Below are 14,201 nucleotides of genomic sequence, written 5' to 3'. Positions count from 1 at the left end.
AGCACCGTGCCCGGGGAAGCGGGCACTTTGCCTAGGCTTGTAGCCCATCCAATCGTTGTCAAATTGAAACCGGGATCGGTTGTTTTGACAGGCGGATTCTTGAGGCCCCGTGTAGTAAATTCCCGGCTGGCTGTCAGGTGGCTACGGTTCTGGCCATGTTCCGCGGTGAGCGCGGGCCAGCCCGGGGCGGGCTTGGGTTATGTCGGGCATATGTTCCATCCTGGGCGACGTGTGCCGGATCTCGGCGCACCCGCGCCTGGGCACCACCCGTTAGCGCACCCCGGCGACCTAATCTTTTCGCGGATCCATTCCAGCCCGACATGGTCCGCCACCGCGGAAGTAGCGGCTTGGATCATGGGGCGACCGTTCCCATCCGGTGCGTCTCGCAGCCTCCAGCCCATCGCTCAGCAGCGGAAGTAGTGGTTGCGGACGGGGTGTTGGTGGGGGTCGATGTGGGGTGGGGGGATGAACCAGGGGATGCCTGCTTCGACCCGGATCCGCCACTGTTCTTTGTGGATGACGTGGTGGTGGTGGCTGCAGAGCAGGGTGCCGTTGTCGATGGTGGTGGGTCCGCCGTGTGTCCAGTAGGTGATGTGGTGGGTTTCACACCAAGGGGCGGGGATGGTGCAGCCGGGGAAAGCGCAGCCTTGGTCGCGGGTGGTGATGGCTTTGCGGAGGTGGGGCGGGAAGAGGCGGTTGGCGCGTCCGATGTCCAGGATTTGTCCTTGGCCGCCGAGGACGGCGGGGATGATGTCGGCGTCGCAGGCCAGGGTGCGGAGGGTGGCGGCGGGGACAGGGCCGGTGAAGGTGAAGGTCCCGGTGCTGGCGGCTGTGCGCCCGGTGCCGACGGTCTTGGCCCTGAACGCCTCTAGGAGTTGCTCGTAGTTGATCGTGGCGGTGATTTGGGGGCGGTGGCCGCCGTTGGTGGGGAGTGTGCCGGTGGTGAGGGCGGCTTTGCAGGCGCTGATGAGCCCGTCGAGGAGTTTCTGGGGGCGGGAGCGACGGTCGAGCATCTCGTAGCTGGCGTCCGTGCCGGTGGTACCGGGGCGGGTGGCGCCCGCGGCACCCGCTCCCGCGGCACCCGTGCCCACGGTACCTGTGCCCGCGGCGCCAGGACGGGGGCCGGGTGTAGTGCGGGGGTTGGTGGCGGCATTCATGACTGTGAGGAGGTGTTCGTATTGGGTTTGGGTGGCGAAGATTTCGAGGTGGTTGAGGCCGTGTTTGGGTTTGCGGAGGAAGGCGCCTTGGGTGTGGCGGAGTTCTTCTTCGGTGGGTTCGGCGCCGTCGAGGTCCAAGGCGTCGGCCCAGCGGCGGGCGATGCGGGTGAGGAAGTCGGGGTCGTGGTGTTCGGCGGTGTGGACGAGGTCCTTCTCGAGGGTGGTTCGGGTTTCTACGGTGGTGGTGTGCCGGGTTTTGTCCAGGGTGAGGGTGATGATGGTCGCGGCGCGGGAGCTGATGGTGCCGGTGGCGAGTGCTTCGGCGAGGTGTTCGTGGGCGGGGTCCATCGTTTGGCCGGTGATTCCGGTCCGGGGCAGGAGCGAGGCGGCGAGGGCGAGGCGTCTGCGGGCTTCGCCAGCGCCGATGCGCAGCAGCACGCGCAGGTATTCGGTGCTGCTGCGGAATTCGGCGGCGAGCCCGGCACGGGCGGTTTCCGAGGTGGCCGTCCGGGGGCTGTTGCTCTTCTCCGCGCCGCTGGTGCTGCCGTCGCCGGAAAGTGGGGTGATGTCGCGCCAGCCGGTAGTCCACCCGGCGGGCCTCGTCGCTGGTTTGTCCTGCTGGGTCCTGAGCCGGTCGAGCTGTCCGGCGGCCACGATCTGCAGGTATTCAACGGTCCGGGAGAGTTCCTCGACCCGGGCGGCGAACAGGGCCGAGGCGTCCAGGTCGAGGTTCCGCACGCCGTCGGGTGCGTCCTCCGCGCATGAACGCAGGGAATCAAGCACGGCGTCCAAGCCGAGTGGATCCGAGCCGGCTGCAATCCGAGCAGCGGGCGTCAGAGGGACCGGTACCCGGTCCCTCCACCGCTCCAACTGCGCGACTGCTTCCATAACCCGACTCTGCCATGAGGCACTGACAAAAATAGCGCTCGGCCTGGGTCGCAGCCTCGGAATCCGCCTTGAGCGGCGCAATGGCGCGGACGCCTACAGACGCAATGGCGCGGACGCCTACAGAAAAGGTGATGGATCATGGGGCGGTAGTTTGTGTGGAGCGGTGGGGGAGCCTGCGGGTGACTTCCTCTGCCGGCTGCGGCTTCGAGCGGCGGCCCAAGGGGTTCCGCCCGCCTTCGGCGCGGCGCCAAGGGGTTCCGCCCGCTCTCGCCGGGGCAAACACGCCGCTCCCACGCGAGACCCCCACCCTGAGCGCCAAGCTAGCGACGAGCCTGCTCCCAGGCCTAGCAAGCTCGGCCAGGGGCCCTCGCAGGTAGTCTTGTCGGGTGGAAACTCATGGCGCGAACACAGCACTCCCGGTGGCCGAACTGCACCTGCACATCGAAGGGACGCTCCAGCCGGAGCTGATCTTCGCCCTCGCGGAGCGGAACGGCATCGAGCTCCCGTATGCGGACCTCGACGAGCTTCGTTCGCGCTACGAATTCACCGACCTGCAGTCATTCCTCGACCTCTACTACGCCAATATGGCAGTCCTGCGCACCGAGCAGGACTTCGCTGACATGACCCGCGCCTACCTGGCCCGGGCAGCGGCGGGCGGTGTGCGGCATGTCGAGGTGATGATGGACCCGCAGGCCCACGTTTCCCGGGGTGTTTCGCTTGAGACGTGCGTGAATGGCGTTGCGTCGGCCCTCGCGACGTCGGAGGAGGGGTTCGGCGTCTCGACCCTCCTGATTGCCGCTTTCCTGCGCGATCTGCCTGAAGACGACGCTTTGGACGTCTTTGAGCAGCTCCTGGCGATGAACGCCCCGATCGCAGGCATTGGCCTGGATTCCGCCGAAGTGGGCAACCCGCCGTCGAAATTTGTTCGCCTTTACCAGCGCGCGGCGGAAGCCGGACTGCGCCGGATCGCCCACGCGGGTGAGGAGGGGCCGGCGTCGTACATCACCGACTCGTTGGACCTGCTGGGCGTCGAACGGATTGACCACGGCATCCGCTGCATGGAAGACCCGGCACTGGTGCAGCGCCTTGTGGAGGAGCAGATCCCGCTGACGGTTTGCCCGCTTTCCAATGTGCGGCTGCGTGCTGTGGACACCCTGGCCGACCACCCCCTGCCGGCGATGCTGTCCGCGGGCCTGAACGTCAGCGTGAATTCGGATGACCCCGCGTACTTCGGCGGTTATGTGGACGACAACTTTGGCCAGCTCGCGGCTGTCCACGGCCTGACGGCAGCGGAGCAGTCGGCTCTCGCGGCAAACTCGATCCGTTCGTCGTTCGCCTCCGAGGCGCGCAAGGCGGAACTGCTGGGCGAGGTGCGGGCGTGGGAAGAGGCTGCCGGTTCGGTTTCGAGCTGAAACCACCCCTACCCGAGACTCCGCACTCACTTGGGCGTCTGTCGGCGTAACAGTGGGTCACGACACACGGAGTTAACCGGTTGCGGTACCCGGAATTTACAGAAGCTTGGCAGACTGCAAGCAAATACCCGCCGCTGAAGGAGCCACATGGCCAAGACTGCCGCCGACAACAGCATCGCCCGTCTCAAGACCGTCCTCGACGTACTGGCCGAGGGAACCTGGTCCGAAACCACTTTGAACGCCGGCGAAGTCCTGGCCGAAGCGGCCTCGCGCGTGCCCTTCAACGACCACGAATCCGAGCTCCTGAGCGGCGGCATTCCGCGTGGCCACAAGGCATTGACCACCGCCACCGCCAAGCTGGTCAAGGCGAGCTGGCTGGTCAAGGGCCGCTCCGGCTGGACCATCACCGACGACGGCCTGCGCGCCACGGTCGCCTTCGCCAAGCCGGAGGAATTCGCCGCAGCCCTCGCCTCGGGAACCCCCGTCCCGGAGGGAACCCCGCTGCCGGAGGCTCCCAAGAAGCCGGCCGCCAAGAAGTCCACCGCCCGGAAGTCTGCTGCGAGCAAGACTGCAAGCACGACGGCGGCGGAAGCCCCCGCGAAGAAGGCACCCGCCGCGAAGGAGCCGAAGCTCGAGCAGCCTTCCGCCGTCGCCGTCGCCGGTGACTTCAGCACGATCCTCGGCGCGCCGGAGGACTGGGCTCCCCAGCACGACGAAGTCCAGATGAAGTACAACGCCCGCAAGAAGCTCTGGACCCTCACCGCCGAGCTGCCCGCCGGTTTCTACACCTACAAGATCGCGCTGAACCGCGCGTGGGATGAGAACTACGGCGCGTTCGGCGTCCGTGACGGCGCCAACCACGAACTGCACCACGACGGCGGCAAGGTCACCTTCACGTACAACCACGCCACTCGCGACATCGTCCTGAGCTAGTCCCGCACGGCTAGTCCCAGGCAACTTCCTCCAGGTTTCGCCGCTGCTGGAGCCGGCCATCCGCGCCGAGCTCCAGCACGGTGTCGATGCCGAGCCGTTCCAGGAACGCGAAGTCGTGGCTGACGACCAGAACGGCGCCGTTGTAGGAATCCAGGGCTTCGGCGAGCTGTTCCACGCTGGAGATGTCCAGGTTGTTGGTGGGCTCGTCCAGGACCAGCAGTTGCGCGGGCGGCTCGGCCAGGAGGAGTTTCGCAAGGCTCACCCGGAAGCGTTCGCCGCCGGAGAGTGTCGCCACCGGCCGGTCCGCCGCCGGCCCGCGCAGCAGCAGCCGTGCCAGCCGGTTACGGATGGTTCCCGACGGCGTCGAGGGCGCCACGGACTGCACGTTCGCCAGGGCGCTCGCGCCGTCGTCGAGCCCGTCCAGCCGTTGGGGAAGGTACCCGACGCGATCGGTGAGCAGTACCCCATGCGGACCCGCTGGAGAAGCGCTGCCGACCAGCAGCCGGGCAAGCACGGTCGACTTGCCGGAGCCGTTCGGGCCAACAAGCGCCACGCGCTCCGGACCCTGGATGACGAAGGTGCGGCCGCCGTCGTGGATTTCCGCGATCCGCTTTCCTCGCGGCACCTGCGGGTCCGGCAGCTCGAGCCTGATGTGCTGCTCGTCCCGAACCCTGGCGTCCGCGGCGTCGACGGCGGCCTGCGCCGCAACGATCTTGTCCTCCAGGGTGCCGCGCAGCTTCCCTGCGGAGACTTGGGCATTGCTCGCCCGCTTTCCTGCCAGGATTTTCGGGATGCCGCCGTCTTTCTGGGTTTTCTGCGCCGTCCGTTCCCGGCGGGCCAGCTTGGTTTCGGCCTCCGCGCGCTGCCGTTTCTCGACCTTGAGGGCCTGTTGGGCGGTCTGCGCGGCCTGCGTAGCGGCGGCCTGTTCCTGTTCCCGGTGGGCCTTCCAGTCGCTGTACGGGCCCCCGAAGGTCTCCAGCGCGCCGGCATGCAGCTCGGTGGTGTTGTCCATGCGTTCCAGGAGCTCCTGGTCGTGGCTGACCACCACCAGGGTGCCGGGCCATTCGTCCACCATGGCGGTCAGCTGGCGGCGGGTGGAGCGGTCGAGGTTGTTGGTGGGCTCGTCCAGCAGCGTGATGGGTGTTCGCCGGATCCGCAGGCCGGTCACGGCGATGAGCATCGCCTCGCCGCCGGAGACTTCGGCGACGCGCCGCTGGAGGTCGGCAGAGCTGAAGCCGATTTGCTGCAGGTGTTCGTCCGCCCGCGACTCGATGTCCCAGTCGTCGCCGATGATGTCGAAGTGATCGTGGCTGACGTCGCCGGATTCGATGGCCTTCATGGCTGCGAGGATGTGCTCGATGCCCAGTAAACCGGCGACGGTTGTGTCGCCGCTGAGGGTGAGGTTTTGCGGCAGATAGCCCACCTCGCCACTGCGTTCCAGCCGGCCGCTGCTGGGTTCCAGTTGGCCGGCCATCAACTTCAGCAGGGTGGATTTGCCGGTGCCGTTGCGCCCGACCAGTCCCGTCCGTCCTGGATTGAAGGAGCCGTTGAGACCGGACAGTGCCGGGGTTCCGTCGGGCCAGTGGAAAGTGAGGTTGTGAAGGGAGATGGCTGATTTCATGGTGTGGTCTTTCGTCCGGAGCGCCGCATCTTCGCACTGACCGGGAAAGGACAGGTGGCATCGCGGCGCGGTTCGCGTGATGGCTGAGAATCAGAGGCGCGGTGGTTCCGGTCCCCGGGAAGGTGGCGTCAAGGGAGGACGCGACGGGGATTCAAAAAGGGGAGGGGCGCATGCCCGATGAGCTGAAGGGTTTCCCTGCTTTGGTGTTTGCGGGAACAGGACCCGGCGTTCGGACGCTGCGGGTGCTCAAGAGGGGCGATGGCCACCGGAACTCCGGCGGCTAGATTCTGTCGACCTCAATCTCCATGCCGTCGAGGCTACCACAGGGCGTTGCTGAGGTAGGACGGGTACCTCCGCGGGGCCGGTGTGGCTTCCCGGCCCCGCGGGCAGCTTACTCGTCGCCTTCTACGCGACGGTTCCAGCGGCGTTTGCGGCCGAGCTGGCGGTTGACCGCCCACGGAGAGCGGCGGGCCTTTCCCTGGCCCTTCCACTGATGGGGCCTGCAGAGTGCGCAGCCTTTATGGCGGCGGTGGGGTGAATGTGCCATGACAGCTTCCTTTTCCGGATCAGCTCCCGCCCGGATGGGCGGGATAGCTCAGGAAGCTTGAGAGTCATGAGGGGAGCTTAGCGGGGAGGGATGACAGTGGACAGGTCTGTGGTCTCCCGGGTTCGGGCAGTCAGGGTCAGCACTCCTCGCGTGGACTGACGGTCTGAATGTCCTCTACAAGCCATTTTCGTTCGCCGGGCGCAAAGACTAGTTTCACTTTGTTGGTCTGCCGGATTGGATATGGTCGCGGATAAGAGGTACCGTCCTCCCCAGTCACATATGTCCTGGAAAGGTCATTGCAGACAGTCATTTCGGCCGTACCGAAGGGGTAAGTCCGCCCATCCTCGCTCCGCTCGGAAGCCCGCCCTCGAATGAAGGTCACGTCCCGGGTGCCATGGGGAGTGTCATTGGATTGCATTTGTCGATCCGCGTACCCGGCGAGGTCAGCCGCTACCTGAGTGGTAGCAACGGATTTGATCCGCTCTGGGTCCTTACCGAGGTCGGTGATCAGTATCTGGTCTTCGAGAGCCCAATATTCTTTAACTGTGGCGAAAGCTTGTTCAATGGCAGCGTCCTCCGTGTCTGGGGGTGCGGTTAATGATCCGGCCGGGACACTGCATCCGGACACGCCGACAATTGCGACCAAAACGCCTACCGCAACCGCATTCTGCTTCATTAATTGAATCCCCCAATTCGAATGTTCCGGCAGTTGCCCTGCCACAGAAGCTCACCGCGTCGACTTTGTCCTCATCGCGCGCCTTCCTCCATGCCACGCAGCTTAGCCGTCAGATACTCGCGGGTTCGTGTCTCACCGCATAATTCGAAGGCCGTGCCGAGGCATTCGGCCGCCTTTGCGGAGTCCCCGGCGGCTGCCAAGAGCTCCGCGCGGACGGCGAAGTACGGCTGGAAGCGCGCGCATTCAGCGTGCGCGGCGGCAACCCCGTCCAAACGACTCAAGCCTGCCAACGGCCCATCGAGGCGGCCGATCACGGCGGCCTCGGCCACGAGCGATCCCAGCGTAGGCGCCACCGTGTTCAGCGCGGCATACAAAGTGCCCAAGGCTGTCCAGTCGGTGCGGCCGCTGCGGAATCGCGCAGCATGCACGGCCTGGATGGCCGCCTCCAGCTGGAACCGGCCCGGCCCGCGTGAGCCCGTGACCAGCGCCGACGCCCGCTGGAGGTACTCCTCGGCGCGCCGGATCAGCACCGCATTCCAGCTCCTCGGATCCTGGTCCTCCAAGGGCACGTAGCTCCCGCCAGACGGCCGGGAGAGCAGGAAAGCGGCCAGTGCCGCCAGTGCCCACGCCTCCGGTTCCGTCCCCAGGCTGTCGGCAACGAGCTCGGCCAGGAACAGCCCCTCGGCGAGCGACGGGCGGGAACCCGCGCCGCCGTCGTCGGACACCGCCGGGCCGGAATCCGAAGAGGAAAGAGCCGGAATCGCCAAGCACCCGTACACCGCCTCCAGCACGGGCGGCAACCGCTCCGGCAGGACCTCGGGCCCGGGAAGCTCGAAGGGGATCCGCGCGTCGCGGATGCGCCGTTTCGCCCGGACCAGGCGCTGCGCCATCGTGGCCGGCGGGACGGCGAACGCCGCGGCGATCTGCGCGGCGTCAAACCCCAGGACGGTCTGCAGCATGAGCGGAGCGCGGATGTCCTCCGCGATGGCCGGGTGCGCGCAGACCAGCATGAGCGGCAGCCGCCGGTCGGGAAAGTCTGGCGCGGCGGAGGGCGAAGAGTCAGGCATGGCAGGCTCCGGAAGGGAATCCAGGGGAGTGGTGAGCCGGTGCCGGGCGGACTTCCATTCGTCACGCTGCCGGTTCCGGGCCACGGTCAGCAGCCAGGCCTCGGGCCGCTCCGGCACGCCGTCGGCGGGCCAGTGCCGCAGCGCCTGCTCGAACGCGTCGGCCAAGGCGTCTTCCGCGAGCAGCACGTCTCCGGTGCCGCTTGCGAGGATGGCGAGCAGGCGGCCGTACGACGCGCGGGCGGCCAGTTCCGCGGCCGCCCGCGCCCCGCCGTCGTCGGCTGGAGTCCCGGTCACCGAAGCGGGTCAGGCGTTCGGCACCCAGGCGCCGTCCACGGTGTGCGTGGCGCCGGGGCGGATTTCCACGCTGCCCCACATGGCCGCCGGCGCCTGCCCGGCCCACTGGATGGCGGCGTCGAGGTCCGGTACGTCGATCAGGAAGTAGCCGCCCAGCTGCTCCTTGGTGTCGGCGAAGGGTCCGTCCTGGATCCTCAGTTTGCCGTCGTCGGTGGTGATGGTGGTGCTCGCGTGCGAGGGCTGCAGGACTTCGGCGCCCAGCAGCACCCCGGCCTGCTGGAGGGTGGCGGCGTAGCTGTTCATGGCCGCCTCGCCCTGTGCCAGCATCTCGGGGCCGAGTTCCTCGGGGGTCATTTCCTGGTAGTGCATCAGCAGTGTGTAGCGCATGATTCCTCCTTCATCCGATCGTGGCCCGTATCGGGCTCACTCTCAAGACGAACGGGCGCACCGCCGATCGACACGCGGCAGAAAAAATCAGGAAGCGGCGATGTGCCGTTCGATGATGGCCGCGATCTCGTGGTGCCCGTGCTTGCGGGCGAGTTCCAACGGAGTGACGCCGCGCTCGTCCGTCATGCCGGGCTTGGCGCCGTGTTCGAGCAGCAGGGTGACGATTTCCTGGGCCACGGGGCCGCCGTCGTTGAGGATGATCGCCTCGATGAGCGCGGTCCAGCCGAGCGTGTTGGTCAGGTTCACGTTGATGCGGGTGTTCTCCAGCAGGTACCGGACGATCTCCACGTGGCCCTTTTCGGCCGCGGGGGTCAGGCCGTTGCCGCCGAAGCGGGTGAGGCGCTTGAGATCGCACCCGGCAGCGGCCATGGTCTTCACCAGTTCGAGCTGGTTGTTGATGCAGCCGTGGATGAAGGGGTTGAAGCAGGTCTGGTCCTGGGCGTCGATGTCCACGCCCTCGGCGATGAGCGCGCGGACCACGTCCAGGTGGCCGCCGCGGGCGGCTCGGAGGATCGCCGTTGCTTCTTCGCGGTCGACGGCGTCCTTGTCGGCACCGTCTGCGAGGGCCGCTTTCACGGCGTCCAGTTCGCCCGCTGCCGCGGCTTCGAGGTAGCGCTCGTCGACGGTCAGGGTGGTGGTTTCCATGCGTTCCTCCAGGTGGCGCGGTCCTGGGGTGGCAGGACGATCGTGGCATACGTGTCAGCGGTCCTCGCCGTCGCGCGGGGCAGCCGCGCAAACGGGAGGACCATCTGTTCAAAATGGTATACCAAAAGGGTATTCTGGCGGAATGACACCTTCTGCAGCCTCGCCCGACCTCACTCCCGACGAGCTCGCCCACCTCCGCCGCTGCGTGGAGCTGGCACGCGAAGGGCTCGACGCCGGGGACGAACCGTTCGGATCGCTCCTTGTGGACGCTTCCGGCACGGTCCGCTTCGAGGACCGCAACCGGGTGGCCGGCGGCGATGCCACCCGCCACCCGGAATTCGAGATCGCCCGCTGGGCCGCCGAACACCTCAGCGAAGCCGAGCGCCGCACAAGCGTGGTCTACACCTCCGGCGAGCACTGCCCGATGTGCAGCGCCGCCCACGCCTGGGTGGGGCTCGGCCGGATCGTGTACGCCTGCAGCTCCGAGCAGCTCACCGCCTGGCGCGCTGGATGGGGACTGGCCGCCGGTCCCGTGGCGTCCCTCCCCATCCAGGCTGTTGCCCCCGGCATCCCCGTGGCCGGCCCCGCGCCGGAGCTGGAGGACGAAATCCGGGAGCTGCACCGCGCCCTCACGGAGCGCCGCTCCGGCGCCTGAGCGCCGCCAGGCAGGCTAAGCCCCTACGCCCCCACCTCGAACCGCCCCACGGCGAGGTCATCCAGCACATCCAGGTCCACATCCACGCCGAGCCCGGGCTTGTCCGATACCAGCACCTCCGGAATCCGGAACTCCAGGTTGCCCGGTTCACGTGAGAACTTCACCGGCCCCGAGAGCTCGGTGGACACGATGGCCGGGTGCGCCAGCGCCAGGTGGTATCCCGCGGCGGAGGCGATGCTTGTCTCCAGCATGGAACCGATCTGCACGGAGAACCCGGCCAGTTCCGCCTGCGTCGCCAGGCGGTGGCAGGCCCGGATGCCGCCGCTCTTCTGCAGTTTCAGGTTCACCATGTCCACGCTGCGGGCCTTCACGAAGCGGGCCAGGTCGCCCTGCGTCACCACTGCCTCGTCCGCCATGAGCCGCACGCCCACTTGGGCGCGGATCAGCTCGAAGCCGTCCACGTCGTCAGCACGGATGGGCTGCTCCACCCAGTCGATCCGGAACGGTTCCAGCTCCCGGATCATGGCGATCGCCGTCGCCGGATCGCCCCAGCCCTGGTTCGCGTCCACCCGGATCGCCAGATCGTGCCCGATCGCCGCGCGTACCGCCCGGACGCGTTCGACGTCGAGCCCGTCCTTCCCGCCCAGCTTCATCTTCAGGTGCCGGAAACCTTCCTCCCGGGCCTGGACCGCCTGTTCGGCGAGGACCTCGGGGGCGAGGATGCTCATGACCCGCGCGATCGTCGGGTTCTCCGGCTTCCGCCCGCCCAGCAGGCTGTAAACCGGCCGCCCGGACGCCTTGCCCGCCAGGTCCCAGCACGCGATGTCCACGGCCGCCTTCGCCGAACCGTTGTTCTTCATCGCGGCGTCCATGCGCTGGTGGACCGCCGTGATGTCGAAGGGATCGAGCCCGACGACGGCGGGCAGCAGCTCGGAGCGCAGCGCCTCGACTGCTCCTCCCGGAGTTTCCCCGGTGACGTGCGCGTCCGGGACGCTTTCGCCGTAGCCCACCAGGCCGTCGTCGGTCTCCAGCGCGAGCACGATGCTCGGCATGGTGCTGTACGTGTCATAGGCCACCACGAAGGGTTCCTTGAGCGGAACGTCGATGCGGGTGATGGTCGCTTTGGTGATCTTCATTCGGTGCCTTTCATGTAGCCGGCTTTCACATCACGGAGTTGAGGAATGCGACGGTGCGCGGGTTCTGGGGGTTGTCGAGCACCTCGGCGGGGGAGCCGGCCTCGACCACCACGCCGCCGTCCATGAACACCACGGTGTCCGCCACGCTGCGGGCAAAGCCGATTTCGTGGGTTACCACGATCATGGTCATGCCGTCCGCGGCGAGTTGGCGCATCACGTCCAGCACGTCGCCCACGAGTTCCGGGTCCAGCGCCGAGGTGGGTTCGTCGAAGAGCAGGAGTTCGGGGTCCATGGCCAGGGCCCGGGCGATCGCCACACGTTGCTGCTGGCCGCCGGAGAGCTGCGCTGGGTAGTGGCCGGCCACATGGGACAGGCCGACGCGCTCCAGCAGTTCGTAGGCACGGGCCTTGGCGGCGGCGCGCTCCACCTTCTTCACGCCCACCGGTGCCGCCATGATGTTCTCCAAGGCGGTCATGTGCGGGAAGAGGTTGAAGCGCTGGAACACCATACCGATGCCGCGGCGCTGCCGGGACACTTCGCGCGGGTTCATCTCGAAGATCTTGCCGTGCCGGCGGGCGTAGCCCACCAGGTCGCCGCCTACCTCGATCCGGCCGCCGTCGATCCGTTCCAGGTGGTTGATGCAGCGCAGGAACGTCGATTTGCCGGAGCCGGACGGACCGAGCAGGCACATCACCTCGCCGGGCTTGACGGTGAGCGAAACGCCTTTGAGGACCTCCACGTGGCCGTAGCTCTTGCGGACGTTGCGGGCCCGCACCAGGGTTTCCGTCATCGCTTTCTCCTTTGAATGATGCGGCTTTGAATGATGCGCTCAAGCAGGCTGGGCGCCTGCGCGGCGGTGCCGCGGCCGTAGTGGCGCTCCAGGTAGTACTGCGGCACGGACAGCACCGAGGTGAGGAAGAGGTACCAGGCGCTGACCACCAGCAACAGTTCCACCTGGCGCAGGTTCTGCGAGGAAATCTGCGTGGCCACCGTGTACAGCTCCAGGACCGCGATCACGGACAGCAGCGAGGTCTGCTTGAGCATGGAGATCGTCTCGTTGCCCATGGGTGGGATGATGACGCGCATCGCCTGCGGCAGCACCACCTTGAACAGCGTGTACGACGGCGACATCCCCAGTGACGCCGCCGCCTCATGCTGGCCGGGGTCCACCGAGAGCATGCCGCTGCGGATGATCTCCGCCGAATACGCGGCCTGGTTCAGGGTCAGCGCCAGCAGGCCGGCCACGAAGGCTGGCACCAGGGTGTTGGTGTCCACGGAGAAGACGGTGAAGTCCGTGAACGGCACGCCGAGGCTGATCTGCGAATACAGCAGGCCCAGATAGCCCCAAAAGACGATCTGGATCAGCAGCGGCGTCCCGCGGAACACCCACACGTACAGCCAGGCGAAGGCGTTCATCACCGGGTTCTTGGACAGCCGCATTACAGCCAGCAGCACGCCCAGCACGGTGGAGATGAGCATGGCCACCACGGTGACCAGCAGGCTCAGCCCCACGCCGTTGATGATCTTCGGGTTGAACAGGTACGTGGCGATCGTGGAGTGCTCGATGTTCGGGTTCGTCCACAGCGAGGCGACAAGCCCCGCCAGGGCGAGCACCAGCAAGGCGGCCACCACCCAGCGCCAGGGGTGGCGCAAAGGGATCGCGACGACGTCGTCGTCCCCGCTCACCTCGCTGCCCACAGCACCCGGTGCCGTGTCCGGAAAAGTGGGTGCGGGGCTGCTCACTTGACGTCCTTGCCGCGGTTCATGCCGGCTGTCTTCACCGAGTAGTCGGAGAGCTCGTACTTCTTCAGGATCTCCTCATACGTACCGTCCTTGACGATCGCCTCCATGGCCAGCAGCAGCGCCTTGCTCAGCCCGGCGTCCTTCTTCAGCACGCCGATGCCCGTGTACACCGGGTTGTAGCCGGCCGGGTTGGCGGGGTCGCGCACGATGTCGAAGATCTTCCCGCCGCCGGCGGTCTTTGCGGCGTAGGCTGCCGGGGCGGAATCGACGACGTCGGCGCTCGCCTTTCCGGCGCGGACCGCCGTCTGCACGTCGGTCTCCAGGGGGAGTTCGGTGACGTTAATCGGCTCCGAGCCCTTGTCCTTGCATTTCTGTTCGTAGCTGCGCAGGATGTCGCCCTGCACCGTGGCTTTCTGGACGGCGACGGTCTTGCCGCACAGGTCAAGCGCCGTGGTGATGTTCTCCGGGTTGCCCTCGCGGACCAGGATGGAGAAGCCGGCGTGCAGGTAGTCCACGAAGTCCAGGGTCTTCTGGCGCTCCGGGGTGTCGTTCATGCCGGACATGATGATGTCGTTCTTGCCGGACTGCAGGGACGGGATGATGCTGTCGAAGGCCTGCTTCTGCAGTTCCAGCTTCACGCCGAGCTTGGCACCGAGGGCGGCTGCGAGGTCAACGTCCAGGCCGGTGAGGTTCTGGTTTTCGTCGAACATTTCCAGCGGCGGGTAGGGGATGTCCGAGGCCACCTTGATGACGCCGGCCTGCTTGAAGCGCGACGGGAGTGCAGCCGCGGCGGCGGGATCGGCGTCGGCGGCAGAGACCTGCTTGGCCGTTTCGGCAGGGGTGGCGGCGCCGCCGCAGGCGCTCAGGCCGAGCACCAGCGGGAGGGCGGCGGCGGAGAGCAGGTGGCGCAGCGAGGGCTTCTTTGTGGAGGCGTTCATGGGGGACTCCTGGAGGTTGTTGGGGGTGGCCGGGCGTCGGGT

General features: G+C 67.2%; 12 protein-coding genes. 3 read left to right on the top strand and 9 right to left on the bottom strand.

Annotation, left to right across the window (positions count from 1 at the left end; translation table 11 throughout):
- Positions 1-404: 404 nt before the first annotated feature.
- Complete coding sequence (locus D3654_RS10785) at positions 405-1,940, bottom strand: HNH endonuclease signature motif containing protein (protein ID WP_245413183.1); 1,536 nt, start codon at positions 1,938-1,940, stop codon at positions 405-407.
- Positions 1,941-2,431: 491 nt separating this feature from the next.
- On the opposite strand from D3654_RS10785, the gene D3654_RS10780 reads away from it, so the two are divergent.
- Both D3654_RS10780 and D3654_RS10775 read left to right on the top strand, forming a co-directional pair.
- A complete protein-coding gene (locus D3654_RS10780; protein ID WP_120521492.1) occupies positions 2,432-3,457 on the top strand; it encodes an adenosine deaminase in 1,026 nt (341 codons plus the stop codon).
- A 147-nt stretch (positions 3,458-3,604) separates the two neighbouring features.
- The gene (locus D3654_RS10775; RefSeq protein WP_120521491.1) at positions 3,605-4,390 is read left to right on the top strand and encodes a pullulanase X25 domain-containing protein; all 786 of its coding nucleotides are present in this window, start codon (positions 3,605-3,607) and stop codon (positions 4,388-4,390) included.
- Positions 4,391-4,400: 10 nt separating this feature from the next.
- On the opposite strand, the gene D3654_RS10770 is transcribed toward D3654_RS10775, so the two are convergent.
- The 4 genes from D3654_RS10770 to D3654_RS10750 all read right to left on the bottom strand — a co-directional run bounded on the left by D3654_RS10770 (position 4,401) and on the right by D3654_RS10750 (position 9,687).
- A complete protein-coding gene (locus tag D3654_RS10770) occupies positions 4,401-6,011 on the bottom strand; it encodes an ABC-F family ATP-binding cassette domain-containing protein (protein ID WP_120521490.1) in 1,611 nt (536 codons plus the stop codon).
- 1,294 nt (positions 6,012-7,305) lie between these two features.
- Positions 7,306-8,595 (bottom strand): RNA polymerase sigma factor, encoded by a 1,290-nt coding sequence (locus D3654_RS10760; protein WP_120521488.1) that lies wholly within the window; start codon positions 8,593-8,595, stop codon positions 7,306-7,308.
- A gap of 9 nt (positions 8,596-8,604) precedes the next feature.
- Complete coding sequence (locus tag D3654_RS10755) at positions 8,605-8,982, bottom strand: YciI family protein (protein ID WP_120521487.1); 378 nt, start codon at positions 8,980-8,982, stop codon at positions 8,605-8,607.
- Positions 8,983-9,069: 87 nt separating this feature from the next.
- Entirely contained in the window at positions 9,070-9,687 is a 618-nt protein-coding gene (locus D3654_RS10750) for an ankyrin repeat domain-containing protein (RefSeq protein ID WP_120521486.1), read from the bottom strand.
- Positions 9,688-9,829: 142 nt separating this feature from the next.
- Here D3654_RS10750 and D3654_RS10745 point away from each other — a divergent pair, with 142 nt between their 5' ends.
- A complete protein-coding gene (locus D3654_RS10745) occupies positions 9,830-10,342 on the top strand; it encodes a nucleoside deaminase (protein WP_120521485.1) in 513 nt (170 codons plus the stop codon).
- Positions 10,343-10,365: 23 nt separating this feature from the next.
- Here the strand turns inward: D3654_RS10745 and D3654_RS10740 are convergent, their stop codons facing one another.
- Genes D3654_RS10740 through D3654_RS10725 form a run of 4 tightly spaced genes read right to left on the bottom strand, consistent with a single transcriptional unit; the run spans position 10,366 to position 14,159 of the window.
- Positions 10,366-11,478 (bottom strand): mandelate racemase/muconate lactonizing enzyme family protein, encoded by a 1,113-nt coding sequence (locus D3654_RS10740; RefSeq protein WP_120521484.1) that lies wholly within the window; start codon positions 11,476-11,478, stop codon positions 10,366-10,368.
- 25 nt (positions 11,479-11,503) lie between these two features.
- Complete coding sequence (locus D3654_RS10735; protein WP_120521483.1) at positions 11,504-12,268, bottom strand: amino acid ABC transporter ATP-binding protein; 765 nt, start codon at positions 12,266-12,268, stop codon at positions 11,504-11,506.
- Positions 12,265-13,221: an amino acid ABC transporter permease gene (locus tag D3654_RS10730; RefSeq protein WP_245413178.1), complete on the bottom strand. Its 957-nt coding sequence runs from the start codon at positions 13,219-13,221 to the stop codon at positions 12,265-12,267. Before D3654_RS10730 ends, D3654_RS10735 begins: the two co-directional genes overlap by 4 nt.
- Positions 13,218-14,159, bottom strand: coding sequence for an ABC transporter substrate-binding protein (locus D3654_RS10725; RefSeq protein ID WP_120521482.1), 942 nt, complete (start codon positions 14,157-14,159; stop codon positions 13,218-13,220). The genes D3654_RS10730 and D3654_RS10725 overlap by 4 nt, the downstream gene beginning before the upstream one ends.
- Positions 14,160-14,201: the final 42 nt, after the last annotated feature.

This window comes from Arthrobacter celericrescens, assembly GCF_003614925.1.
GTDB lineage: Bacteria > Actinomycetota > Actinomycetes > Actinomycetales > Micrococcaceae > Arthrobacter > Arthrobacter celericrescens.
Note: the sequence above shows the minus strand (reverse complement) of the source record. Positions and strands in the feature narration are given on the sequence as shown.

Coding starts and splice junctions, on each gene's coding strand:
- D3654_RS10770 (WP_120521490.1), bottom strand. CDS start 6,011: ATGAAATCAGCCATCTCCCTTCACAACCTCACTTTCCACTGGCCCGAC.
- D3654_RS10725 (WP_120521482.1), bottom strand. CDS start 14,159: ATGAACGCCTCCACAAAGAAGCCCTCGCTGCGCCACCTGCTCTCCGCC.
- D3654_RS10745 (WP_120521485.1), top strand. CDS start 9,830: ATGACACCTTCTGCAGCCTCGCCCGACCTCACTCCCGACGAGCTCGCC.
- D3654_RS10775 (WP_120521491.1), top strand. CDS start 3,605: ATGGCCAAGACTGCCGCCGACAACAGCATCGCCCGTCTCAAGACCGTC.
- D3654_RS10755 (WP_120521487.1), bottom strand. CDS start 8,982: ATGCGCTACACACTGCTGATGCACTACCAGGAAATGACCCCCGAGGAA.
- D3654_RS10740 (WP_120521484.1), bottom strand. CDS start 11,478: ATGAAGATCACCAAAGCGACCATCACCCGCATCGACGTTCCGCTCAAG.
- D3654_RS10735 (WP_120521483.1), bottom strand. CDS start 12,268: ATGACGGAAACCCTGGTGCGGGCCCGCAACGTCCGCAAGAGCTACGGC.
- D3654_RS10750 (WP_120521486.1), bottom strand. CDS start 9,687: ATGGAAACCACCACCCTGACCGTCGACGAGCGCTACCTCGAAGCCGCG.